The 24,228-nt window shown below is 68.4% G+C and carries 17 protein-coding genes, 1 other RNA gene and 1 pseudogene; 9 read left to right on the top strand and 10 right to left on the bottom strand.

Features of this window, described 5'->3' with window-relative positions:
* Positions 1–7 precede the first annotated feature (7 nt).
* Both rnpB and RVF83_RS21685 read left to right on the top strand, forming a co-directional pair.
* Positions 8–423: RNase P RNA component class A (gene rnpB / locus RVF83_RS21690), an RNA gene on the top strand.
* A gap of 53 nt (positions 424–476) precedes the next feature.
* On the top strand, positions 477–1,895 hold the full coding sequence (locus tag RVF83_RS21685) for an RNB domain-containing ribonuclease (protein WP_005200155.1): 1,419 nt from the start codon (positions 477–479) through the stop codon (positions 1,893–1,895).
* 183 nt (positions 1,896–2,078) lie between these two features.
* Here RVF83_RS21685 and RVF83_RS21680 read toward each other — a convergent pair whose 3' ends face one another.
* From RVF83_RS21680 to panB, 3 genes are all read right to left on the bottom strand, one after another.
* Positions 2,079–3,572 (bottom strand): CYTH and CHAD domain-containing protein, encoded by a 1,494-nt coding sequence (locus RVF83_RS21680; protein ID WP_005200154.1) that lies wholly within the window; start codon positions 3,570–3,572, stop codon positions 2,079–2,081.
* Positions 3,573–3,640: 68 nt separating this feature from the next.
* Positions 3,641–4,603, bottom strand: a complete 963-nt coding sequence (gene pip / locus RVF83_RS21675) for a prolyl aminopeptidase (RefSeq protein ID WP_039881012.1) — start codon at positions 4,601–4,603, stop codon at positions 3,641–3,643.
* 81 nt (positions 4,604–4,684) lie between these two features.
* On the bottom strand, positions 4,685–5,539 hold the full coding sequence (gene panB / locus RVF83_RS21670; RefSeq protein ID WP_005200152.1) for a 3-methyl-2-oxobutanoate hydroxymethyltransferase: 855 nt from the start codon (positions 5,537–5,539) through the stop codon (positions 4,685–4,687).
* Between the two features lie 327 nt (positions 5,540–5,866).
* On the opposite strand from panB, the gene glnA (RVF83_RS21665) reads away from it, so the two are divergent.
* The 4 genes from glnA (RVF83_RS21665) (at position 5,867) to RVF83_RS21650 (ending at position 11,920) form a co-directional block, all read left to right on the top strand.
* Entirely contained in the window at positions 5,867–7,207 is a 1,341-nt protein-coding gene (glnA, locus tag RVF83_RS21665; protein ID WP_039881010.1) for a type I glutamate--ammonia ligase, read from the top strand.
* A 67-nt stretch (positions 7,208–7,274) separates the two neighbouring features.
* The gene (locus tag RVF83_RS21660; protein WP_083877562.1) at positions 7,275–10,286 is read left to right on the top strand and encodes a bifunctional [glutamine synthetase] adenylyltransferase/[glutamine synthetase]-adenylyl-L-tyrosine phosphorylase; all 3,012 of its coding nucleotides are present in this window, start codon (positions 7,275–7,277) and stop codon (positions 10,284–10,286) included.
* A 27-nt stretch (positions 10,287–10,313) separates the two neighbouring features.
* Positions 10,314–11,264, top strand: a complete 951-nt coding sequence (locus RVF83_RS21655; RefSeq protein ID WP_005200149.1) for an endonuclease/exonuclease/phosphatase family protein — start codon at positions 10,314–10,316, stop codon at positions 11,262–11,264.
* Positions 11,261–11,920 carry a heme oxygenase (biliverdin-producing) gene (locus tag RVF83_RS21650; protein WP_005200148.1) on the top strand — a complete coding sequence of 220 codons (660 nt, stop codon included), beginning with the start codon at positions 11,261–11,263 and terminating at the stop codon, positions 11,918–11,920. The genes RVF83_RS21655 and RVF83_RS21650 overlap by 4 nt, the downstream gene beginning before the upstream one ends.
* A gap of 484 nt (positions 11,921–12,404) precedes the next feature.
* Here the strand turns inward: RVF83_RS21650 and glnA (RVF83_RS21645) are convergent, their stop codons facing one another.
* Positions 12,405–13,838, bottom strand: a complete 1,434-nt coding sequence (gene glnA, locus RVF83_RS21645) for a type I glutamate--ammonia ligase (protein WP_005200146.1) — start codon at positions 13,836–13,838, stop codon at positions 12,405–12,407.
* A gap of 325 nt (positions 13,839–14,163) precedes the next feature.
* Between glnA (RVF83_RS21645) and RVF83_RS21640 the strand changes: the two genes are divergently transcribed.
* Positions 14,164–14,673: an RDD family protein gene (locus tag RVF83_RS21640; protein WP_005200145.1), complete on the top strand. Its 510-nt coding sequence runs from the start codon at positions 14,164–14,166 to the stop codon at positions 14,671–14,673.
* A 79-nt stretch (positions 14,674–14,752) separates the two neighbouring features.
* Here the strand turns inward: RVF83_RS21640 and RVF83_RS21635 are convergent, their stop codons facing one another.
* The 6 genes and pseudogenes from RVF83_RS21635 to RVF83_RS21610 all read right to left on the bottom strand — a co-directional run bounded on the left by RVF83_RS21635 (position 14,753) and on the right by RVF83_RS21610 (position 21,843).
* Complete coding sequence (locus RVF83_RS21635; protein WP_005200144.1) at positions 14,753–15,496, bottom strand: DUF4191 domain-containing protein; 744 nt, start codon at positions 15,494–15,496, stop codon at positions 14,753–14,755.
* A 66-nt stretch (positions 15,497–15,562) separates the two neighbouring features.
* Positions 15,563–16,661 (bottom strand): annotated as a pseudogene (lipA, locus tag RVF83_RS21630) (lipoyl synthase).
* Positions 16,658–17,377: a lipoyl(octanoyl) transferase LipB gene (gene lipB, locus RVF83_RS21625; protein WP_005200142.1), complete on the bottom strand. Its 720-nt coding sequence runs from the start codon at positions 17,375–17,377 to the stop codon at positions 16,658–16,660. Before lipB ends, lipA begins: the two are co-directional and overlap by 4 nt.
* Positions 17,374–18,270, bottom strand: coding sequence for a TIGR01777 family oxidoreductase (locus tag RVF83_RS21620; RefSeq protein WP_005200141.1), 897 nt, complete (start codon positions 18,268–18,270; stop codon positions 17,374–17,376). The genes lipB and RVF83_RS21620 overlap by 4 nt, the downstream gene beginning before the upstream one ends.
* A 33-nt stretch (positions 18,271–18,303) precedes the next feature.
* Positions 18,304–20,070 carry a 2-oxoglutarate dehydrogenase, E2 component, dihydrolipoamide succinyltransferase gene (gene sucB, locus RVF83_RS21615; protein WP_005200140.1) on the bottom strand — a complete coding sequence of 589 codons (1,767 nt, stop codon included), beginning with the start codon at positions 20,068–20,070 and terminating at the stop codon, positions 18,304–18,306.
* 219 nt (positions 20,071–20,289) lie between these two features.
* Positions 20,290–21,843 carry a leucyl aminopeptidase gene (locus RVF83_RS21610; RefSeq protein ID WP_005200139.1) on the bottom strand — a complete coding sequence of 518 codons (1,554 nt, stop codon included), beginning with the start codon at positions 21,841–21,843 and terminating at the stop codon, positions 20,290–20,292.
* An 88-nt stretch (positions 21,844–21,931) separates the two neighbouring features.
* Between RVF83_RS21610 and gcvT the strand changes: the two genes are divergently transcribed.
* Together gcvT and RVF83_RS21600 are read left to right on the top strand one after the other, a co-directional pair.
* The gene (gene gcvT / locus RVF83_RS21605; RefSeq protein WP_005200138.1) at positions 21,932–23,035 is read left to right on the top strand and encodes a glycine cleavage system aminomethyltransferase GcvT; all 1,104 of its coding nucleotides are present in this window, start codon (positions 21,932–21,934) and stop codon (positions 23,033–23,035) included.
* A gap of 85 nt (positions 23,036–23,120) precedes the next feature.
* Positions 23,121–24,227: a branched-chain amino acid aminotransferase gene (locus RVF83_RS21600; protein ID WP_039881003.1), complete on the top strand. Its 1,107-nt coding sequence runs from the start codon at positions 23,121–23,123 to the stop codon at positions 24,225–24,227.
* Position 24,228: the final 1 nt, after the last annotated feature.

Raw genomic sequence — 24,228 nt, 5'->3', positions numbered from 1 at the left:
TCGCGAACGAGTCGGCCGGGCGGCCGCGGTGAGCGGAACGGACGGAAGACCGTCACGCCGCGCACCGAGGAAAGTCCGGACTCCACAGAGCAGGGTGGTTGCTAACGGCAACCCGGGGTGACCCGCGGGACAGTGCCACAGAGAACAGACCGCTGGCCGCGAGGCCGGTAAGGGTGAAACGGTGCGGTAAGAGCGCACCAGCGGCGCGGGTGACCGCGTCGGCTCGGTAAACCCCACCCGGAGCAAGGCCGAAGCACGCACCTCGCGGTGCGTGTGCGCGGGCGTTACGAGGGCTGCTCGCCCCAGCCCGCGGGTGGGCCGCTCGAGGTACCCGGCGACGGTGTGCCCAGATGGATGGTCGCCGCCCGCGACGGTCGAGAGACCGCGCGGGTACAGGATCCGGCTTACGTGCCGACTCGTTCGCCTTCGGCTCGCGTGCGCCGGATCGGCCGCGTCCGCGCGCTAGGGTTCGAGGCGTGACGCGCTTCCTCTTCGCCCCCGACATCGACTTCGCCGGTATCCGCGATCAGCTCGGGGTGGACGAGTCCTACGGCGACGACGCGCTCGCCGAGGCCCGCGACGCCGTCGACCGGTTCGCGGACTCGCGCGAGGACCAGACCGACGTCCCGTTCGTGACCATCGACCCGCCGACGTCGCGCGATCTCGACCAGGCCGTCCACCTCGCCGCCGACGGTGACGGGTTCGTCGTCGACTACGCCATCGCCGACGTCGCGGCCCTGGTGATCCCCGAAGGCGCTCTCGATCAGGAGAGCCGGCGCCGCGGGGCCACCGTGTACTTCCCGGACGGCTCGGTACCGTTGCATCCGCGCGAACTGTCGGAGGGCAGCGGATCGCTTCTGCCCGAACAAGTTCGGCCCTGCGTGCTCTGGACGATCCGGGTCGCCGGGGACGGAACGGTCGCCGAGGTCCGGGTGCGTCGCTCGCGGATTCGATCCGTGGCCCGCTTCGACTACGCGGCGGTCAGCGCCGACGCCGAGGCCGGCCGACTCCATCCGTCGATCGCGGCGCTGCCGGCCTTCGGCGAGCTGCGGCAGAGCGTCGCGATGGACCGCGGGGCCGTCGAACTCGACCTGCCGGACCAGCAGGTGTCCCGCACCGACGCGGGCTGGCGCCTCGACCTCGAGCCCCACACGCCGGCCGACAGGTGGAACTCCCAGCTCTCGCTGCTCGCCGGGATGTGCGCGGGCACGATCATGGCCGACGCCGGGATCGGGCTGTTGCGGACGCTGCCGCCCGCCGATTCCGAGGCGGTCGACGATCTGCGCGCCGCCGCGACGGCACTCGACGTCGAATGGCCCGAGGGTATGGCCGTGGGTCGGTTCCTGGCGGGCCTGCCCGGCGACCGGCCGAGCACGCTCGCCATCCAGTCGGCCGCGGGCGGACTCATGCGGGGCGCCAACTATCTCGCGCTCGACGGTTCCGACGAGGCGCGTGCCATCCCGGATGGCAAGAAGCGGCACGCGGCGATCGCCGGTCTCTACGCCCATGTCACCGCGCCGCTGCGTCGACTCGGGGACCGGTTCGCCACCGAGGTGTGCCTCGCGGTCACCGCCGGCGACGACGTACCCGACTGGGTGATGCGCGCCCTGCCGACCCTGCCGAAGATCCTGCGTTCCGCCGACACCCTCGGCGCCACCGCCGACCGAGCGAGCATCGACCTCGCCGAGGCGGTCATCCTCGGCGACCGGGTCGGCGAGCGCTTCGAGGCCGTCGTCATGTCCGCGGCCACCGATCGCAAGCCCGCGCAGGTCTTCATCGCCGACCCGCCCGTCGTCGCGGGGTGCGAGGGCGACCTCCGGCCGGGCACCAGGCTCGACATCGAACTGGTGACCGCCGACGAGGTGACGCGGACGGTCGGGTTCCGGCCCGCGTAGGGCGCTTTCCCCGCGGGAGCGTTTACCGCGCGCGTGACCGTTTCCCTCCCGCGGGTGCTAGCCAATAAGCGGGAAGTAATCAGTCCCGCGGGAGAAAAATGCTTGCGCGGGAGGTGATCTCACCAGGCCTTCGTGGCTCGTCGCTTGCGCTCCTCGCACCTCAGGCAGCGGGGGCGGGGCGGGTCAGAGGTCCTTGGCGGCCTTGCGGTACGCGGCGACCGCGCGGTAGGCGTCGGCTTCGAGGCGGGCGTCGAGCCGGCCGACGATGAACATGTCGGCGGGACCGAGCTTTCCGTCGGCGAGGATGGCGGCGAGGTGGGCGCGGCTGATTCGGATGTCGTTGAAGTCGCCGAGAGCGGACTGGACTTTCTTGGCGACCGCACCGACCTCGCGGTACTTCTTCTTGTTCAGCGGTTCGGTCGCATCGATGCTGTAACGCAACCGCTTTGCGCGTTTGCGGATCTTGTGCATCTGCTCCTGCCACTCGGCCGACCCCTCGGCGAGGTCGGCGAGATCGGCCTGGGCCTTGCGGATGTGCTTGCGGCTCTTCGCGATCGCCTTGTCGACGACGACGTTCGCCGGGAGCTCGGCGTCAGGCCCCGGCGGGGGAGAGGCGAGCAGTGCATCGATGGAGTCGAGCAGGGTGAAGTAGCGCTTCGACGACATCGCGGCGTGCGCGGCCCGGATCGCGCGGTCGTGGGTCCGGGACTCGGCGCCGGCGAGGGCGGCGAGCAGTTCGGGGGAGGCGTTCTCCCCGCGGAGCAGGGACTGGTCGAGTTCGAGCTGGACTTCGGAATCGCGTGCGTCGCCGAGGATCTGCGCGAGCAGCTTGAGTTCGGCGCCGATGTGGGCGGTGCGCTCGGCGTCGAGCACCGTCGGGAAGCCCGACAACACGCTGCGCAGCCGGCGGCACGACACCCGCATCTGGTGCACGGCGTCCTCGGCGTCTTCGCGCACGAGTGGGTCGTAGGCGATCAGACTGTTGCGGTGCAGCGCGATGTCGGTGATGACGAGCTCGAGAGCGGTGGGCCGCTTGGACAATCGGGGTTTGTGGACGGTCGGGGTCGACCCGATGGCACGGGCCAGCTTCGATGCACTCGACGCCGAGCGGCCGCCGCCGGCGCGCAGGGCCTTGTCGGCGGCCTTGAGCAATTTGGTGGTGCCGCCGGAAAGGAGTTCGAACTCCCACTCCGCCCACTGCTGGGAGTGTCCGCCCGGCAGCAACGACTGCGCGGTGACGAGGTCCTCGGCGAGTTCGGCGAGCGGCTCGTCGTCGACGCCGAGCAGGCGCGTGACCGTGCGCGTGGTGGAGATGACGGCGACCGGGTCCAACTTGCGGGACCGGGTGAGCGCGAGGACCGGCGTCACCAGGGCCTCGGGGATCTCACCGTCGGCCGGCGCCTCGTCGAAGCCGATCTGCAGTTCGCGACGTGCGCCGGGGATGTCGGTGGGCCGCTTGAGATGCCAGCCCTGATCGGTGCCACCGGTGCGGCGTCGCATGGTGATCTTGTTGCCGGCGAGGTCGAGGGTCTCGGTGTCGAAATAGGTGGCGTCGAGCGAGAACGTCTCGGGTTCGGTCGCCGACACGACTCCGGGGAGCGCGCGCAGGTCCGGGGCCACATGGCCGGGATCCACGTCGAACTTGAGTTCCACCTCGACCTGCTCGGATGCGGCCACCTGATCCTCCTGACGCCGACGAAACGGTGCAGCTGACTCGAGTCTAGTGACCGCGGCTCCGGCGCCCCTCATTCGGCGAAGCGGTCAGTTGCTTCCAGCAGATGATGTTTGATGCCGGTCTCGAAGGAGGCGTGACCGGCGTCGTCGACGATGCGGAGATCGGCGGCCGGCCAGGCGCGGTGAAGGTCCCACGCGCTGCGCATCGGGCAGACGACGTCGTAGCGGCCCTGGACGATGACACCCGGGATGTGTGCGATGGCGTCGATGTTGTCGAGCAACTGGCCGTCGGCGAGGAAGCCGTGGTTGACGAAGTAGTGGTTCTCGATCGACGCGAAGGCGAGGTCGAAGCGGTGGGCCTCGTCGGCGTCCTGGCCCGGCTCCTCGGGGCGGGGGAGGAGATAGCTGGTGGCCTGCTCCCAGCCGGTCCACGCCCGGGCCGCGGCGCGGGCGACCGACGCGTCGTCGGACGTCAGCAGGCGGTGGTAGGCGGCGACGAGGTCGCCGTCGCGTTCGTTCTCCGGGATCGGCTCGAGGTAGCTCTCCCAGACGTCCGGGAAGATGTGTGACGCGCCGCCGTTGTAGTACCAGTCGATCTCACTGCGGCGCAGCAGGAAGATCCCGCGCAGCACCAGTTCGGTGACCCGGTCGGGATGCGTCTGGGCATAGGCGAGACCCAGCGTCGAACCCCAGGAGCCGCCGAAGACCTGCCAGCGGTCGATGCCGAGGTGGGTCCGGAGCTTCTCCATGTCGGCGATGAGGTGAGGGGTGGTGTTGACGCTCAGATCCGCGCCGTCGGCGATGTGCGGACGCGACTGTCCGCAGCCGCGCTGATCGAACAGCACGATCCGGTATCTCGCGGGGTCGAAGAAGCGCCGCTGGGTCGGAGACGTCCCACCGCCCGGACCGCCGTGCACGAAGACCACGGGCTTGCCGTCGGGTTTCCCCGAGGTCTCCCAGTAGATCTGCTGGCCGTCACCCACATCGAGGTGACCGGATTCGTAGGGTTCGATCTCCGGGTAGAAGTCACGCATGGTCACCGAGCCTAGGCGCAAACCGGGGTTCCGTAGAAGTTGTGGGGGTAGGGGGCGTCCACGCCTTCCACGGATCGCCGGTCAGTAGCTGTGCTCGGGGCCGGGGAAGACGCCGCGACGGACCTCGTCGGCGTACTGTTCGGCGGCCGAACGCAATTCGGAGCCGACATCGGCGAAGCGCTTGACGAACTTCGCCGTCTTGCCGTGGGTGAGGCCGGCCATGTCCTGCCAGACCAGCACCTGGGCGTCGGTCTCGTTGCCGGCACCGATGCCGACGGTCGGGATCGTCAGCTTGCGGGTGATCTGACCGGCCAGGTCGGCGGGGACCATCTCCATGACGACGGAGAAGGCGCCGGCCTCCTGGACTGCGATGGCGTCGGCGATGAGCTGGTCGGCGCCGTCACCACGGCCCTGGACGCGGAAGCCGCCGAGGCCGTTGACGCTCTGCGGGGTGAAGCCGATGTGCGCCATGACCGGGATGCCGGCAGCGGTCAGGGCCGCGATCTGCGGGGCGACGCGTTCGCCGCCCTCGAGCTTGACCGCGTGTGCGCCGGTCTCCTTGAAGATCCGGAAGGCGTTCTCGAGGGCGTGCTGCGGGCCGATCTCGTAGCTGCCGAAGGGCATGTCGGCGACGACGAGAGCGTGCGGGGCGCCGCGAACGACGGCGCGGATCAGCGGGATCATCTCGTCGACGCTCACCGGGATGGTGGTGTCGTAACCGAGCACGACGTTGGCCGCCGAGTCGCCGACGAGCAGCACCGGGATTTCGGCGGCGTCGAAGATGCGCGCGGTCGAGTAGTCGTAGGCGGTCAGCATCGACCACTTCTCGCCCTCGGACTTCATCTGGGCGAGGTGATGGACGCGGGTCACCCGGCGCTTGGGAGCGTCGGTGGAAGGGGTGGAGGTGGATGCACCATAGACCGAGGATTCGGACATCGTTGTCTCTTCTCTGCCTCGAGTCCCGACTGGCCCGAAAGGGCGCGGCGGGTACCCGGGTTGAACACGGACAAGCGCCATTGTGTCACCGCAGGCAGGTGGTGTAACCGCTGCAGGTTATGCGATTGGTCACACCGTCAAGGAGGTCCTCTCGGTCGGCTGGGGTAGCGCTGTCGCCCTCGGGCAGCATCCTGGCTGCTCCCGGGCCTCCCAGACCTGCGGCCGGGTGTCCCAGATATTGAGACGACGTCGGCAAACCTGCAGCACAAAGAGCTGGTGTTGCGCGTGTAACACAGATTTAACAGCCGACTTCTAATGTCGGCGACCATGGATCGCCAAAAGGAATTCGTGCTGCGGACCCTCGAAGAGCGCGACATTCGCTTCGTCCGACTGTGGTTCACCGACGTACTCGGTTATCTGAAGTCCGTGGCGATCGCGCCGGCCGAACTCGAGGGTGCCTTCTCCGAGGGCATCGGCTTCGACGGCTCGGCCATCGAGGGCTTCTCCCGCGTGTCGGAGGCCGACACCGTCGCCAAGCCCGACCCGTCGACCTTCCAGATCCTGCCGTGGACCACCTCGGCCGGCCGCCACCACTCGGCTCGCATGTTCTGCGATATCGCGATGCCCGACGGCACCCCGAGCTGGGCCGATTCCCGCCACGTGCTGCGTCGCCAGCTCAACAAGGCCGCCGACCTCGGCTTCAGCTGCTACGTACACCCCGAGATCGAGTTCTTCCTCCTCAAGGACTCGCCGCTCGACGGTTCGGTGCCGACCCCGGCCGACACCGGTGGTTACTTCGACCAGGCCGTCCACGACGCCGCACCCAACTTCCGTCGACACGCCATCGAGGCTCTCGAGTCCATGGGCATCTCGGTCGAGTTCTCCCACCATGAGGGCGCGCCGGGCCAGCAGGAGATCGACCTCCGCTACGCCGACGCGCTGTCGATGGCCGACAACGTGATGACCTTCCGCTACCTCATCAAGGAGGTGGCGATTAACGAGGGCGTGTGGGCGACCTTCATGCCGAAGCCGTTCAGCGAACACCCCGGCTCGGCGATGCACACTCACATGAGCCTGTTCGAGGGCGACATCAACGCCTTCCACAACCCCGACGACCCGATGCAGCTGTCGGCGACCGGCAAGAAGTTCATCGCCGGCATCCTGCACCACGCGTCGGAGATCAGCGCCGTCACCAACCAGTGGGTCAACAGCTACAAGCGACTCATCCACGGAGGTGAGGCCCCGACCGCCGCGACCTGGGGCGGTGCCAACCGGTCCGCGCTCATCCGCTTGCCGCTGTACACACCCAACAAGGCGTCGTCGCGCCGCATCGAGGTGCGCAGCCCGGACTCGGCCTGCAACCCGTACCTGACCTTCGCGGTCCTGCTGGCCGCCGGCCTGAAGGGCATCGAGGAGGGTTACGAACTCCCCGACGAGGCCGAGGACGACGTCTGGGCCCTCACGCCGGCCGAGCGCCGGGCGATGGGGTACCAGGAACTGCCCGGCAGCCTGGCCGACGCGCTCACCAAGATGGAGAACTCGGAACTCGTCGCGGAAGCCCTCGGCGAGCACGTCTTCGACTATTTCCTGCGCAACAAGTGGAGTGAGTGGACGGGCTACCGCAGCATGGTCACCCCCTACGAGCTGAAGAACTACCTGCCGCTGTAAGGGACCGGGCCCGGTCGTTAGGGACCGCGATGTCGTCTCCGGTGATCCGTATCGCTATTTTTGTGATGTGACACGACGACCGGGACGCAGCGCGGTACCCAGTGCAGGACGGTTGGGTCTGCTCGACACCTCCGCGCCGCAGCATCTTGCCGAACTCGGCTGGAACACGCCCGAGTCCGTCGACGTGCTGTGGGCGCTGTCGCGCGCACCCGACGCCGACCTCGCGCTCCGGACGCTCGTCCGCCTGCGCGGAGCGGTCGAGGGCGAGTGGTCCGAGATCGACTCGACGCTGCGCACGAACAAATCGTTTCGAGGACGTCTGTTCGGTGTCATCGGCTCCTCCGACGCCCTGGCCGATCATCTCGTCGCCGAGCCGTCGGCCTGGCGTCTGCTGCTCGCCGACGAGTTGCCCGGCCGCGACGAGGTCGACCGTCGGATGCTCGAATCCGTCGGCGCCGAAACCGTGCCGGGCGAGGTCGAGAAGGGTAACCGCGTCTATCGCGCGAAGCTCACCGGACCGAAGTCCGTCGTCGCGCTCCGTCTCGCGTACCGCAACCTGCTCCTGCAGTTGGCCGCGCACGATGTCGCCTCCACGGTCGAGGACGAACCGGTCATGTGGCTCCCGGAGGTGGGCGCCTACCTGTCCGACCTCGCCGACGCCGCACTGACGGCGGCACTCGCCGTCGCCTTCACCGAGGTGTGCGGCGACGGTCCGATCCCGGTCCGCATCGCCGTGATCGCGATGGGCAAATGCGGTGCGCGCGAACTGAACTATGTCAGCGACGTGGACGTCATCTTCGTCAGCGACCCGGCCGACGGTGTCGCCTCACGGATCGCGGGCGAGATGATGCGGATCGGTTCGCTGGCCTTCTTCGAGGTCGACGCCGCGCTGCGCCCGGAGGGCAAGTCCGGCGCGCTGACCCGCACGCTGGATTCCCATGTCGCGTACTACGAGCGGTGGGCCAAGACCTGGGAGTTCCAGGCGCTGCTGAAGTCCCGCGCGATGACCGGCGACATGGAGCTGGCGAACGAGTACATCGCGGCGGTCAAGCCGATGGTGTGGAAGGCCGCCGAGCGCCCCGACTTCGTGCCCGAGGTGCAGAAGATGCGGCGCCGCGTCGAATCACTGGTCCCGGAGGGAGAGCGCGAGCGCAATCTCAAACTGGGACAGGGGAGTCTGCGCGACGTCGAGTTCGCGGTGCAACTGCTGCAGATGGTCCACGGCCGCGTCGACGAAGAACTCCGGGTGATGCCGACGGTCGACGCCCTCGCGGCACTGACCGCCGGTGGGTACGTCGGCCGCGACGACGGCGCCAATCTCAGTGCGTCGTACCAGTTCCTGCGACTGCTCGAACATCGGTTGCAGCTGCAGAAGTTGAAGCGGACCCACCTGCTCCCGAAGCCCGACGACACCGAGGGGCTGCGCTGGCTGGCACGGGCGGCCCACATCCGTCGCGAGGGTGAGCTCGACGCGACCGGCGTGCTGCGCGAACAGATCCGCCATCAGACCCTCCGCGTCCGGCGGCTGCACCAGAAGCTGTTCTACCGTCCGCTGCTCGAGGCGGTCACCCGGTTCAAGCCCGACGAGCTGACGCTGAGTGACGAGTCGGCCGAGAGGCGCCTGGCCGCACTGGGTTACGCGATGCCCGACCGCGCGCTCAGTCACATCCGGGCGTTGTCGAACGCGCCCGGGCGCCGCGGTCAGATCCAGCTGCTGATCCTCCCGCAGTTGCTCGAACACATCGGTGACACACCGGATCCCGACGCCGGTCTGCTCAACTATCGCCGGTTGTGCGAGGCGCTCGAGGACAAGGACTGGTTCCTCCGGCTGCTCCGCGACGACGGGGTGGTCGCCGAGCGGCTGATGAAGGTGCTCGGCACCTCGGAGTTCATCGCCAACATGCTGATGCGCTCGCCCGAGGTGATCCACCAGTACTCCGACGGCCCGGACGGGCCGAAGCTGTGCGCCATCCGGCCCGAGGACGTGGCGAAGGGGCTCATCGCCTCGACCGTGCGCCAGGAGGACATGAAACGTGCCGTCGCCGTTGCGCGTTCGCACCGTCGTGCCGAGCTCGTGCGGGTTGCGTCGGCCGACGTGCTCGGTCTCATGGACGTGCCGACCGTGTGCAAGGCGCTGTCCAGCGTGTGGGCCGCGGTCCTCAACGCCGCACTCACCGTGGCGATCGACATCTCCGAGCGGGACCGCGGCAAGCCCGCGCCCGCACGCATCGCCGTGATCGGGATGGGGCGGCTCGGCGGCGGTGAGCTCGGCTACGGCTCGGACGCCGACGTCCTGTTCGTCTGCCAGCCGAACCGCGACACCGACGAATCCGAGGCGGTGAAGTGGTCGCAGACGATTGCCGAGACCGTCCGCTCCGCACTCGGCAGCCCCAGTGCCGACCCGCCGCTCGAGGTCGACACCGGACTGCGTCCCGAGGGGCGCAACGGCCCGGTCGTGCGCACCCTGGCCGCCTACTCCGCGTACTACGCCCAGTGGGCGCAGCCGTGGGAGGTGCAGGCGCTCCTGCGCGCGCATCAGGTCGCCGGCGACGAGGCCCTCGGTATCGACTTCCTGCACATGATCGACCACGTGCGCTACCCGGTCGGCGGGGTCAGCAACGAGGCGGTCAAGGAGATCCGGCGCATCAAGGCGCGCGTCGACGCCGAGCGGCTGCCGCGCGGAGCCGATCCGGCCACCCACACCAAGCTGGGACGCGGCGGGCTCGCCGACATCGAGTGGACGGTGCAGCTGCTGCAGCTGCGCTACGCCCACCGCTACCGCAGTCTCCACAACACCTCGACGCTGGAATCACTCGATGCGATCGGCGCCGCGGAGTTGTTGTCGGAGAACGACGTCGCGCTGCTCAAGAACGCCTGGATCACCGCGACCAAGGCGCGTAACGCGCTGGTCCTGGTTCGCGGTAAGCCGGTCGATCAGTTGCCCGGCCCGGGTAAGCAGCTGCGGCAGATCGCGTATGCGGCGGGCTGGCCGGAGGACAAGGCCTCGGACTTCCTGGAGAATTATCTGCGGGTGACGCGCCGGGCGAAGGCCGTGGTGCTCAAGGTCTTCGGCGCGTAGTCGCGCGGCTGCTGTACGGGGGGACAGGTGAAGAGATTCCTGTGGGTGTCGGCGTACATCGTCGGCTGGGCGATGCTGGCCGGGGTGGTGCTGGCGGTGTGGCTGCACTTCTATCCCTCGCGCGGGAACGTTGCGCTGTATCTGACGAGCGGGGTGGCCTTCGCGCTCGTCCCGGCGCTCGCCGCCATCACGATCTTCGCGGCGTTGCGCCGCTGGTTCATGCTGGCGATCGCGCTCGTCGTATCCGGCGTGCTGGCCTACACCCAGATCCCGCTGGTGGTCCCGGCGAGCGCCCCGCAGGGCGAGGAGTTCACCGTCGTCTCCGCCAATCTGCTCTTCGGCGGCGGTGACCTCGGTGCGCTGGAAAAGATCGTGGCCGAGGCCGATCCCGACATGCTTTCCCTGCAGGAGGTGACTCCCGAAGCGCTGCAGCGGATTCGCGGCAGCAAGATCGCGCGTCTCCTGCCCAACGAATTCGCCATCCCGTACTCGTACGCGGCGGGCACCGCGTTGTTCACCAGGGCGACCCTGTCGGATCGGTTCAACATCCCCGACACCATCCTCCACAACCTGCAGGCGCGCACCGACCTGCCCGGCGCACCCGGTACGCACGTGCTGGCCATTCACCCGGCCGCACCGCTGTGGGGGGAGAAGGACGGCTGGTTCCACGACATGGGCATCCTGGCCGACCACTTCGCGAAACTGCCCGCGGGGCGGGTGGTCGCCATCGGCGACTTCAACTCCACCTGGAACCACGCGACCTACCGCAAGCTGCTGACCAACGGGCTCGTCGACGGGACGGACGTGGCAGGCGCGGGCTTCCTGCCGACGTATCCGACGGACACGAGGCTCGGCAACCGTCCGCTCGTCGCCATCGATCGGGTCATCCTGCGCGGATTCGTGGCCACGTCGATGGACAGTCACCACCTGCCAGGTTCCGATCACCGGGCGCTGGTGGTATCACTGATTGCATCATGAGCGCCAGCATCTCCGGTCCCGACACCGCGGGCCCCAGCATTTCCCAACGGCTCCGTGAGGCGACCGCCGCCGCACACCAGCAGGCCGAGACGGCTCCCTTCATCGACGACCTGATGTCGGGCCGCCTCGACAGCGGCGAGTACCAAAGGCTGGCTGTGCAGCTGTACTTCGTCTACGAGGCCCTCGAAGCCGTCGGTGACCACCTGGCCGACGATCCGATCGCCGGAGCCGTGATCGACGACAAGCTGCGTCGGCTCCCGAGGCTCGGTGCAGATCTGGCGTCGTTCGGCGTCGACCCGAGTTCGTTCAGCCCGCTGCCGGCCGTCGCCCGGTACGTCGAGGCCATCGAGGCCACGCGAGATGACCCGGCTCGCTATGTGGCACACCACTACACGCGATACCTGGGCGACCTGAGCGGGGGACAGGTCGTGGCCCATCGAATGCGCGAGCACTACGGCGTCGACGCTTCGGCGCTGAGTTTCTACACCTTCGACGAGATCGAAAAACTCAAGCGCTACAAGGATTCCTATCGCGCTCGGCTCGACGCCCTGCCGCTCGACGCCGCTGCCGTGGAACGGCTCGTCGACGAAGCGGTCGCCGCGTTCGGCCACAATCAGGCCGTCTTCGGCGACCTCGACTCGGCCAGCGCCGCCTGACGGCGGCGAGTACCTGTTGGGGTTCAGTTCACCTGGAGCTTGACGGTGCGGTCCAGCACGACCTCGTGGAGGTCGTCCCCTTGACCAATTCGATGCGCAACTGATTGTTCTCGAGTCGGCTGGTGGTGCGAACCACGCGCGGGGTGCCCTCGAGGCTGATGCGGTCACCGGGGACAAGGTCTTCGACATACACATCTCTGGTCATGCGACCAAACTAAGGCCGTACCTTGTGGTTTGGCAGAGTAAGAAGTCACATTTGTGCGGTAGATCACATCATTCTCTGTTCAGGCCCTCGCAATGAGACGTTCGACTCCTTCGCGTATCACCGTCAGCCCGAAATCCATTTCCGCGGAGAAGAAGTCGTCGGAGTTCTGCATCGCGGGGTCGGCGCACTCCGCGGCGAGCACACATGCAAACGCCCTCGCAGACGACGAACGCCCCGTCCGCGAGAAGGCGGACGGGGCGTCGTGGTCGAATGCTGGGATCAGCAGTCGTAGTACAGCGAGAACTCGTACGGGTGCGGACGGATCTGCACCGGCTCGATCTCGTTCTCACGCTTCAGCGCGATCCAGGTCTCGATGAGGTCCTCGGTGAACACGCCACCGGCGGTGAGGTACTCGTGATCCTCTTCGAGGCGGTCGATGACGGCGGACAGCGAGGTCGGCGCCTGCGGGATCGACTTGGCCTCCTCCGGCGGGAGCTCGTAGAGGTCCTTGTCGACCGGCTCGTGCGGCTCGATCTTGTTCTTGATGCCGTCCAGGCCGGCCATCATCATGGCCGCGAACGCCAGGTACGGGTTGCCCGAGCTGTCCGGGCAACGGAACTCGAGGCGCTTGGCCTTCGGGTTGTTGCCGGTGATCGGGATACGCACACAGGCCGAACGGTTGCGCTGGCTGTAGACCAGGTTGATCGGGGCCTCGTAGCCCGGGACCAGACGCTTGTAGGAGTTGACCGTCGGGTTGGTGAACGCCAGCAGCGACGGGGCGTGGTGGAGGATGCCGCCGATGTAGTAGCGAGCCAGATCCGACAGGCCTGCGTAGCCGGCCTCGTCGTGGAACAGCGGCTTGCCGTCCTTCCACAGCGACTGGTGGGCGTGCATGCCCGAGCCGTTGTCACCGAAGAGCGGCTTCGGCATGAAGGTGACCGACTTGCCGTTCTGCCATGCGGTGTTCTTGATGATGTACTTGAAGAGCTGCACGTCATCGGCCGCGTGGAGCAGCGTGTTGAACTTGTAGTTGATCTCCGCCTGACCCGCAGTGCCGACCTCGTGGTGGCCGCGCTCGAGCTCGAAGCCCGAGTTCTGCAGGTTGGTCGACATCTCGTCGCGCAGGTCGACGTAGTGGTCGTATGGAGCAACCGGGAAGTAGCCACCCTTGGGGCGGACCTTGTAGCCCAGGTTGGGGCTGCCGTCGGGATCGCTCGGCGAGGCGGTGTTCCACCAGCCCGACTCCGACTCGATCTCGTAGAAGGTGCCGTTCATCTCCGAGCCGAAGGACACCGAGTCGAAGATGTAGAACTCGGCCTCGGCGCCGAAGAAGCAGGTGTCGGCGATGCCGGTCGAGGCCAGGTAGTCCTCGGCCTTGCGCGCGACGTTACGCGGGTCGCGGCTGTAGGCCTCGCGGGTGAACGGGTCGTGGACGAAGAAGCTGATGTTCATCGTCTTCGCCTTGCGGAAGGGATCGATCCGCGCGGTGGCCGGGTCGGGCAGCAGCATCATGTCCGACTCGTTGATCGACTGGAAGCCGCGCACCGACGAACCGTCGAATGCCAGACCGTCCTCGAACACGCTCTCGTCGAACGCCGAAGCGGGGATCGAGAAGTGCTGCATGACACCGGGCAGGTCGCAGAAACGGATGTCGACGTACTCGACACCTTCCTTCTTGATGCCCTCGAGTAGTTCTTCTTTACTGCTGTACACCGTGCGGTGACTCCTTCGTGATCGGGTGGTCAGTCGTACTGACACGCCACACACATCCGCCACCGAGAAACAGCAGCGGATCTCAGCGGCAACCGTATGGAGGCGAAGTTGCCCAGGCGTCAAGTCCGTGTTTCCCCCGTGTTACACACCCCGGTGTTCTTGGCGACACACGGCTCATACCTCGGTGAACGCACTCGGCAGCTCCCACCCTAGCCCGCCGCGGCGACCGGGGAGGGTGGTAGGGGTAACGGCCCCGACTACGATGGACACCATTGAACGCCGTGGTCGTCGACGACGCGCCGCGGCCGCGAGAGGAGTCATCACAATGGGACGTGTAACCGGTTCCTGGCTGTCGGGGCCGCAGATCGGTCCCGGCGACGGCGTCGACAACGATTTCCGCGGTCAGGACCTCGGCCTGCCTGCGTCCGGGCCGGGCTCGCTGGCCACCGGGTGGCCGCGCGTGGCCGGGCTCCTCGTCGACTGGCTGATCGCCGGTGGTCTCGCGCTTATCTTCGTGGGCGGCAACCTGATGTCCTCGAGTCTCGCCGGTGCCCAGATGGCCATCTGGTTCGTGATGGGGATCTTCGCGGTCTCCCTGTTCGGCTTCACCCCCGGCCAGTACGCGGTGGGCATGCGCGTGGCCCGCGTCGACTTCGGGGCCGAGCGCAACGCCGCCGAGGCCGCCGGCAAGGAGAGCCCGGCGTCCGTCGGCATCGTGCGGGCCTTCTTCCGCCAGCTGCTCATGGTGTTCCTGGTGCCGGCCCTGATCAACGACTACAACGGTCGTGCTCTGCACGACCGCGCTACCGGAACGGCGATCCTCCGGACGCGCTGAGCCGTTTTCACGCCTGGAGCGAGAAAACCCACGACCCCGTGTGGGTCGTGGGTTTCCTTCGTGGATGGAGGGTTTCGCGTCAGCCGCGACGACGCGCGGTGCGCTGCATGCTCTTCATCTTCGCGTTCCCGGGCAGCGGGCCCTTCGGCATTCCGGGGCCGGGGGCCTTGCTGCTGAGCGCGGCGAGACGGCCCTCGAGGGTCTCCATGCGCTTGCGGTCGATGTTGCTGGGCAGCTTGTTGATGTGCCGCTCGAGCTTGGACAGCGGGACCTGGCCGTCGTCGTTGCCGACCATGATCTCGTAGATCGGCGTGTCGCCGACGACGCGGGCGGCCTTCTTCTTCTCCTGGTTCAGCAGCGACTTCACCCGGGTGGGGGAGCCCTCACCGACGAGGATCACGCCCGGCTTGCCGATCACGCGGTGCACGGCGTCGAGGTGCGAGGTACCCGAGACGGCCTGGGCGACGCGCCACTGGCCGCGCATGTTGCCCAGCGCCCAACCGGCGGCACCGGGCTGACCTTCGGCCTTGGTGTAGACGTTCTTCTGCACGCGACGGCCGAACAGGATGAACGCACCGAGCACACCCAGCACGACGCCGAGCGGGATGAGCAGCCACGGCGAGCCCAGCAGGAAGCCGAGTGCGGTGAACACGGCGATGGACAGCACGATCACACCCACCATGTAGGGGATGAGTCGCTTGTCTTCCTTGCGCTGCATCTGGAACGCCTGCCACAACTGCTGGCGCCGTTCCTTCGATGCAGCCTTGCGGGCCTGCTTCTTAGCGGCCTTTGCTTCCTTGCTCACGGACTGCGCCTTTGCCATACGGCCAGTTTACGTCCGGTCGTCCGGTGACCTGCCGCATGGTCGGCAGGCGGGGTGCGGGTGCGGTCAGCGCGCGAGGCGGGCCATCAGGCTGGACGCCTCCTGGCTGGCCGAACCCTCGGCGGCGAGATGCGCCAGGGCCGGCGAGATCTCGCGGCCGTGATGGGCCATGGCCTGCGCGTACAGGCGGCCGGCACGGTACGACGAGCGCACCAGCGGCCCGGCCATGACACCGGCGAAGCCGATCTCCTGGGCGAACTCGGAGTGGTCGACGAACTCCTCCGGCTTGACCCACCGCTCGACGGGATGGTGCCGCGGCGAGGGACGCAGGTACTGGGTGATCGTCAGGATGTCGCAACCGGCCTCATGGAGGTCGACGATCGCCGACTGCACCTCTTCCGGGGTCTCGCCCATGCCGAGGATCAGGTTCGACTTGGTCACCAGGCCGAAATCGCGGGCCGCGGTGAGGACCTCGAGGGAGCGCTCGTACCGGAACGCCGGACGGATACGCTTGAAGATGCGGGGCACCGTCTCGAGGTTGTGGGCGAGCACCTCCGGCCGGGCCTCGAAGACCTCGGCCAGCAGGTCGGGCTTGGCGTGGAAGTCCGGGATCAGGTTCTCGACGCCGGTGCCGGGGTTGAGCCGGTGGATGGCGCGGACGGTCTCGGCGTAGAGCCAGGCACCCTCGTCGGGCAGGTCGTCGCGGGCGACACCGGTGATCGTCGAGTAGCGCAGACCCATGGCCTGGACGCTCTCGGCGACGCGACGCGGCTCGTCACGATCGAGTTCGGCGGGCTTGCCGGTGTCGATCTGGCAGAAGTCGCAGCGTCGGGTGCACTGTTCGCCGCCGATGAGGAAGGTGGCCTCGCGGTCTTCCCAGCATTCGTAGATGTTGGGGCAGCCGGCCTCTTCGCAGACGGTGTGCAGGCCCTCGCGCTTCACGAGTCCCTTGAGTTCGGTGAACTCCGGGCCCATCGTCGCGCGGGTCTTGATCCAGCTGGGCTTGCGCTCGATCGGGGTCTGCGCATTGCGCACCTCGAGGCGGAGCAGTCTGCGGCCCTCGGGAGCGGGCGAGGCGGGAGCGGGGGGTCTTCGGTGCGGGTGCCGAGGCCGGGGGTGTGGCGTCGGGGGCACCGGGTCCGGGGGTGAGGGGGGACGCGGTCACCGGACCGATCCTACGCTCGCCGTCGCAGGCGCCTCGGATCCAGTCGGAGCGGCCTTCTCCCAAGGGGTGTCCAGGGCGTCGAGTACGGCGGCCGCGACGGTGTCGAGCAAAGAGGCCACCGAGATCGGTTGTGCCAGTTCACGGGACAGCGAGGTGACGCCGGCGTCGGCGATCCCGCACGGGACGATCGCCTCGAAGGCCGACATGTCGGGGTCGATGTTGAGTGCGAACCCGTGCAGCGCCACACCGCGCGCGACGCGGATGCCGATCTGGCCGAGTTTGCGCTCACCCGCGGCGTCGTCGATCCACACACCCGAGCGTCCCTCGACGCGTCCGGTGGTGACGCCGAGACCGGCGCAGACGGAGATGAGGGCGCTTTCGAGGCGTCGCACATATTCGACGACGTCGAGCGGCTCGGCGAGCTTCACGATCGGGTAGCCGACGAGCTGTCCCGGTCCGTGCCAGGTGATGCGGCCACCTCGGTCCACGTCGATGACGGGCGCGCCGTTGGTGGGTCGGTCGGCGTCCTCGGTGCGTTTGCCCGCGGTGTAGGTCGACGGGTGTTCGAGCAGGAGGAGCACGTCGTGGTCGAGAGTGCCGTCGGCTCGCTCGGTGGCGAGCCGGTGCTGCATCTCGTAGGCATCGCGGTAGTCGACGGTGCCCAGGCGCCGGACCTCGACAGGTGCCGGGTCGGCGCGGACGGAACGGTGGGTCATGACGCCGGCTTCGTCGCGTAGGCCAGGGCCTCGCGGATCTCGGGGTGGTTGAACGTGAATCCGTGGTCGGTGAGCACGTGGGGTTCAACGCGTTGACTGAACAGAATCATTTCCTCGGCCATCTCACCGCCCACGCGGCGGGCCACGAACTCGGGCACCGGCAGCACGGCGGGACGGTGCACCGCCTTGCCCAGCGCTGTGCAGAACTCGCCGAAGGGCAGCGATCCGGGAGCACTCAGGTTGACCGGGCCGGAGATGTCGGGGGAGTCGAGGAGGAACTCGATCGCCCGCACCTCGTCGATGAGGCTGATCCAGGAGAAGTACTGCTTGCCGTTGCCGATCGGGCCGCCGAGTCCGAGTTTGAACAGCGGACGGAGCTTGCCGAGCAGACCGCCGTGCGAGCTGAGGACCGGCGCGGTCCGAAGCAGGACGACGCGGGTGTCGGGGCCGGCGTTGGTGGTCGCAGCCTTCTCCCAGTCGACGACCAGCCCGGCGAGGAATCCCTCACCGGGACCGTCGGTTTCGACCGCCGCCCGGGTGCCGGTGTCGCCGTAGTAGCCGGTCGCGCTGGCACTGACGAACGTCGGGATGCCGAGGTCGCGCACCGCTTCGGCGAGGACCTCGGTCGGGGTGATGCGCGAGTCGCGCAACTCCTGCTTGAAACGGCCGGTCCACCGGCCGTTGCCGACGCCGACCCCGCCGAGCGAGACCACCGCGTCGACACCGTCGAGGCTCTCTGCGGGCATCCCGATGGTCTCGGGATCCCAGCTGAACTCGTCATCGGCGAGTGCCTCGCGGCGGACCAGACGGATGACCGTGTGGCCCGCCGCGCGAAGCGAGTTGACCAGGGCGTTCCCGATGAGGCCCTGTGAACCGGCGACGGCTATGCGCATCGCTTGCTCCGACGTCGTCGTCTCGGCGTGAGCCTAGAGACCCAGGTCCGCGGCGAAGGAGGCCTCTTCGAGGCGCTTCTTCACGGTGGTGAGGAAGCGGCCCGCGTCGGCGCCGTCGATGAGCCGGTGATCGTAGGTCAGCGGCAGGTACGACATCGACCGCACCGCGATCGACTCGGAGCCGTCCTCGCCGGTGATGACGACCGGACGCTTGACGATCGCACCGGTGCCCAGCATCGCCGCCTGCGGCGGGACCAGGATCGGGGTGTCGAACAGCGCGCCCTGGCTACCGATGTTGGTGATGGTGAAGGTGCCGCCGGCGAGCTCGTCGGGCTTGAGGCCGTTGGAGCGTGCTCGTGCCGCGATGTCGGCGATGGCGCGGGCGAGGCCGGCCACCGACAGGTCGTCGGCGTTGTGGATCACGGGCGACAGCAGGCCCTGCGGGGTGTCGACGGCGATGCCGAGGTGCACCTTGTCGTAGTAGGTGATCTCCTTGGCGTCCTCGTCGATCGAGGCGTTGACGTTCGGGTGCGCCTTCAGCGCCTCGACGACGGCCTTGGCGATGAACGGCAGGAAGGTCAGGTTGACACCCTCGGACGCCTTGAAGTTCTCCTTGGCCGCCTTGCGTAGGCTGACGATCTTGCTCATGTCGACCTCGAAGACCTGCGTGAGCTGAGCGCTCTGCTGCAGCGACTCGCGGGTCTTCTTGGCGGTGATCTGGCGGATCCGGTTGATCTTCTGAGTGGTTCCGCGCAGCTCGGCGAGCTCCGGACGGATCTCCGGCGAGGCCGACGACGACGCAGATGCGGCGGCGGCCGGCTCGGCCTTCTTCTCCGGGGCGGCAGCCGGCTTCTTGGCGGCCTCGGCCGCGGCCAGCACGTCCTGCTTGCGGATGCGGCCACCGACACCGGTGCCCTTGATCGAGTTCAGGTCGATGTTGTTCTCCGCAGCCAGCTTCCGCACCAGCGGGGTGACGTACGGGGTCGACTCGACGGTCGGCGGATCCGACTTCGCGGGGGCCTCGGCCTTCTCTTTCTCGGGCTCGGGCTCGGGCTCGGGCTCCGGTTCCGGCTTGGGCTCTTCCTTCGGCTCTTCCTTGGCCTCGGGCTCGGGCTCCGGTTCGGGCTCGGACTCCGGCTCCTTCTTGGACGGTGCCGCCGAGGCGTCACCGATGACGGCCAGCTTGCCGCCGACCTCGACCACGTCGTCCTCCTGGGCGAGGATCTCGAGCAGGGTGCCGGCCACCGGCGAGGGGATCTCGGTGTCGACTTTGTCGGTGGAGACCTCGAGCAGCGGTTCGTCGGCGGCGACCTCGTCACCGACGGCCTTGAGCCAGTTGGTCACGGTGCCCTCGGTGACGGACTCGCCGAGCGCGGGCATCAGCACGTCCGTGCCCTCGGCCGAGCCGGAACCGGTGTCGGCGGTCGGCTTCTCGGCCGGTGCCTCTTCCTCGGTGGACGGCTCCTCGGCGGCCTCTTCGGGCGCGGGCTCCTGGGCGGCCTCGGTGGGCTCGTCGCCCCCTGCGGAATCGTCGGAGCCGGAGTCGTCGGAACCGGCCTCGTCGGCGTCACCGATCAGTGCGAGTTCACCACCGACCTCGACGACGTCGTCCTCCTGCGCGATGATCTTCGTCAGCACACCCGACGTCGGAGCCGGGATCTCGGTGTCGACCTTGTCGGTCGACACCTCCAGCAAGGGCTCGTCGGCCTCGACGGTGTCGCCCTCCTCCTTCAGCCACCGGGTGACTGTCCCCTCGGTGACACTTTCACCAAGGGCGGGCATCTGGACGGAGAAGGCCATCGTTGTGAACTCCTGAACTCGACGTGGTGGTCTGTAGGTTTGTGGCCCGTCGGTGTGTGCTCCGTGGGCACGGGGGGTGGGGAGCGGTCAGGGGACCGCGGAATGAGTGGCGGGTCAGCCATTCATCCCCGCGGATCACCCTACCCGTACGCCGCTTCGCCGACCGGCTTCGGCTCGTACTCGCGGGTAACGATTCTCAACCGTCGGCGGCATGACATGTCAGCCGTTGGCCGCGATGTCCTCGAGGACGGCCGCGATGGTCCGCACGGGAACGCCCGTGCCGCCCTTGGTGGTGTAACCCCACGGGCCGCCGGTGTTGAAGGCCGGCCCGGCGATGTCGATGTGGGCCCACTGCACGTCCTCCGGGACGAACTCCTTGAGGAAGATGCCCGCGGCGAGCATGCCGCCCCAGCGGTGCGGGGTGACGTTGGCGAGGTCGGCCACACGCGACTTGAGGTCGGCGCGCAGCTCGGCCGGCAACGGCATCGCCCACGCGTTCTCCCCGACATCGGCGGAGCGGGCGGCCACCCGATCCCGGAACTCGTCAGTGCCCATCACGCCCGGCGTGCGGGTGCCGAGCGCCACCATCTGCGCGCCGGTCAGGGTCGCGGTGTCGATGAGGTAGTCGGGATCGTCCTCGGCCGCGCGCACGATCGCGTCGGCGAGGATCAGCCGGCCCTCGGCGTCGGTGTTGAGGACCTCGACCGTGCGCCCGCCGTACTGGGTCAGCACGTCACCGGGACGCTGCGCGGTGGACGAGGGCATGTTCTCGGCCATCGGCACGGTCGCGGTGACCGAGACGTCGAGGTCGAGGCGGGCGGCCAGGATGGTGGCGGCGATGACCGCGGCCGCACCGCCCATGTCCGAGGTCATCTGGTCCATGTTCGCGGCCGGCTTGATGGAGATGCCGCCGGTGTCGAAGGTGATGCCCTTGCCGACGAGGGCGACCTTCTTGGTCGCCTTCTTGCCGGTGTGGGTCAGTCGCACGAGGCGGGGGAGACGTGACGAGCCCTTGCCGACGCCGATGATGCCGCCGTAACCCTGTGCCTCGAGCTCCTTGTCGTCGAGGATCTCGACCTTGAGGCCGGCCTTCGAGCCGAGCGTGCGGGCGCGGGCCGCGAACTCCTCCGGGAAGAGGTGGCTGGGCGGGGTGTTGACGAAGTCGCGGGCGATGGCGACCGAATCCGCAACCGCGATCGCGCGGTCGAGTTCTGCCTTGGCCTCCTTGGACTTCGACTCCACCAGAAGCGTGATGTGTTGCGGTGGCGTCTTCTTCGGCTTCGACGACTCCGAGCGGAACTCGTCGAACCGGTACGCGCCGAGGAACAGGCCCTCGGCAGCGGCGCCGAGGTCGACCGACGAGAGGGTGGTCGCGACCGACTCGTGGCCGTCGAGTTCGCGGGCGACGATGCCGGCGGCCTGACGGACCTGGTCGGCGTCGTCGAGGTTGTCGGCGTCGCCGAGACCGACCGCGACGACGAGGTCGACGGGCAGCGACTCGGGTGCCGCCAGGCGGGTGACCTCGCCGTGCTTGCCGGTGGCGCCGAGCGCCGTCAGGGCGGCGGTGATCGCCGCGGCCTGGGCGTCGTCGAGCACGCCGTCACCGATGGCGAGCGTCGGTTCGGCGGTGGACTCACCCTTGCCGTCGGCCTTCTCGTCGCCGTCCGGCGCGCTGATCAGGCCGATGACCAGGGCGGCGTCGCCCTTGCCGATCGAGGTGGACAGGTCGAATTCGGGGCCGCGTACGCGGTCGACGGTGTCGTTCTTGCTCACCCGCTCAACTTTGCCACAGCGCGCCGGATGTCGGAGGCGACCGCGGGACCGGCCCGGCCGGCGGGCGCGGCCCGATACCGTATGGGCCATGAGTGAACTCCTCGCCGGACCCATCGCCGACCGTCACGCCGCACTCGAAGCGAGTTTCGCCGAGTTCGGCGGCTGGAACATGCCGGTGTCCTACGCGGGCACCGTCGCCGAACACACCGCGGTCCGCGAGGCCGTGGCGATCTTCGACGTCAGCCACCTCGGCAAGGCGTTGGTGTCGGGTCCCGGCGCCGCCGCGTTCGTGAACTCGACCCTCACCAACGATCTCGGCAAGATCGTTCCCGGAAAGGCGCAGTACACGCTGTGCTGCAACGAATCCGGTGGTGTCGTCGACGACCTCATCGCCTATCTCGTGAGCGACGAGGAGGTGTTCCTGGTCCCCAACGCCGCGAACACCGCGACCGTCGTCGCGCAGATGTCGGCCGTTGCGCCCGAGGGGATCTCGATCGCCGACCAGCACCGCGACTTCGCGGTCTTCGCCGTGCAGGGTCCGCGCTCGCCGGAGGTCCTCACCGGGCTCGGCCTGCCCGCCGACATGGAGTACATGGCCTTCGCCGACGCCGAGCTGCCCACCGCCGACGGCGACAAGCCGGTCCGCGTGTGCCGCACCGGATACACCGGTGAACGCGGCTACGAGATCCTGCCCCGCTGGGACGACGCCGGGGCCGTCTTCGACGTGCTGCTCGAGGCGATCACCGCGGCGGGTGGGCAGGCCGCCGGTCTCGGCGCCCGCGACACCCTGCGCACCGAGATGGGTTACGCCCTGCACGGTCACGAGCTCAGCCCGGAGATCACCCCGGTGCAGGCACGGTCGAGCTGGGCGGTCGGCTGGGACAAGCCGTCGTTCTTCGGACGCGACGCCCTGGTCACCGAGAAGGAGGCCGGCCCGGCGCGCCGCCTCTACGGACTCAAGGCAACCGGCCGCGGCGTGCCGCGCGCCGACTGCGCGGTCAAGCTGGGGGACACGGAGATCGGGGTGTGCACCTCCGGCACGTTCTCGCCGACCCTCAAACAGGGAATCGCGCTCGCGCTGCTGGACACGGCGTCGGGCGTCAAGAAGGGCGACCAGGTGGTCGTCGACGTGCGCGGCCGCGATCTCACCTGCGAGGTCGTCATCCCACCGTTCGTGGCGTCGCACGTGTGACCCCGGCGTCGCAGGTCCATGGGCCGCCTCACACGCATCGGACGGGCGCGGAATTGCTTTTGCGGCCAGCGGTACCATGGGCCGCATGACCTTGGAGTTCAACCGTACCGAGCATCCCCATCCGGTGTCGGAGAACCGTCGTGCGGAGATTCTCTCCGCCCCGGGATTCGGCCGCTACTTCACCGACAACATGGTGATGGTGGACTACGACGCGGACAAGGGCTGGCACAACGCGCAGGTACGGCCGTACGGGCCGATCGCACTCGATCCCTCGGCGATGGTGCTGCACTACGGTCAAGAGGTCTTCGAAGGTCTCAAGGCCTACCGTCAGCCCGACGGCTCGATCGCCGCCTTCCGCCCGGAGGCCAACGCCGAGCGGCTGCAGCGCAGCGCCGAGCGCCTCGCGATGCCGGCGCTGCCGGTCGAGGACTTCATCGAGTCCCTCAAGGCGCTGCTCGACGCCGACAACGCGTGGGTTCCGCCGGCAGGCGGTGAGGAGGCGCTGTACCTGCGGCCCTTCATGTTCGCCTCGCAGGCGGGTCTCGGCGTCAATGCGCCGTCGTCGCAGTACATCTACTCCGTCATCGCCTCGCCGGCCGGCGCCTACTTCTCGGGCGGCATCAAGCCCGTCAGCGTGTGGCTGTCCACCGAGTACGTGCGCGCCGCTCCCGGTGGCACCGGTTTCGCCAAGTGCGGCGGCAACTACGCCGCGGCCTTCCTGGCGCAGCGTCAGGCCACCGAGCAGGGCTGCGACCAGGTCGTCTGGCTCGACGCGATCGAACGCCGCTACATCGAGGAGATGGGCGGCATGAACCTGTTCTTCGTGTTCGGCTCCGGCGCGGACGCCCGCCTCGTGACCCCGGAACTGTCGGGGTCGCTCCTCCCGGGCATCACCCGCTCGTCGCTGCTGACGCTGGCCACCGACGCCGGCTTCGCGGTCGAGGAACGCAAGATCACCACGGAGGAACTCCGCAAGGGCGTCGCCTCCGGCGACATCACCGAGGTCTTCGCCTGTGGCACCGCCGCGGTGATCACCCCGGTCGGTCACGTCAGGGGCGTGGGCGAGGACTACACGATCAACAACGGTCAGACCGGTGAGGTCACCCAGGCCCTCCGCGACACCCTCACGGGCATCCAGCGCGGCACCTTCGCCGACACCCACGGGTGGATGACGGAGCTCTACCGGGCCTGAC

Origin of the sequence: Gordonia rubripertincta (genome assembly GCF_038024875.1) — a bacterium.
Taxonomy (GTDB): domain Bacteria; phylum Actinomycetota; class Actinomycetes; order Mycobacteriales; family Mycobacteriaceae; genus Gordonia; species Gordonia rubripertincta.
Note: the sequence above shows the minus strand (reverse complement) of the source record. Positions and strands in the feature narration are given on the sequence as shown.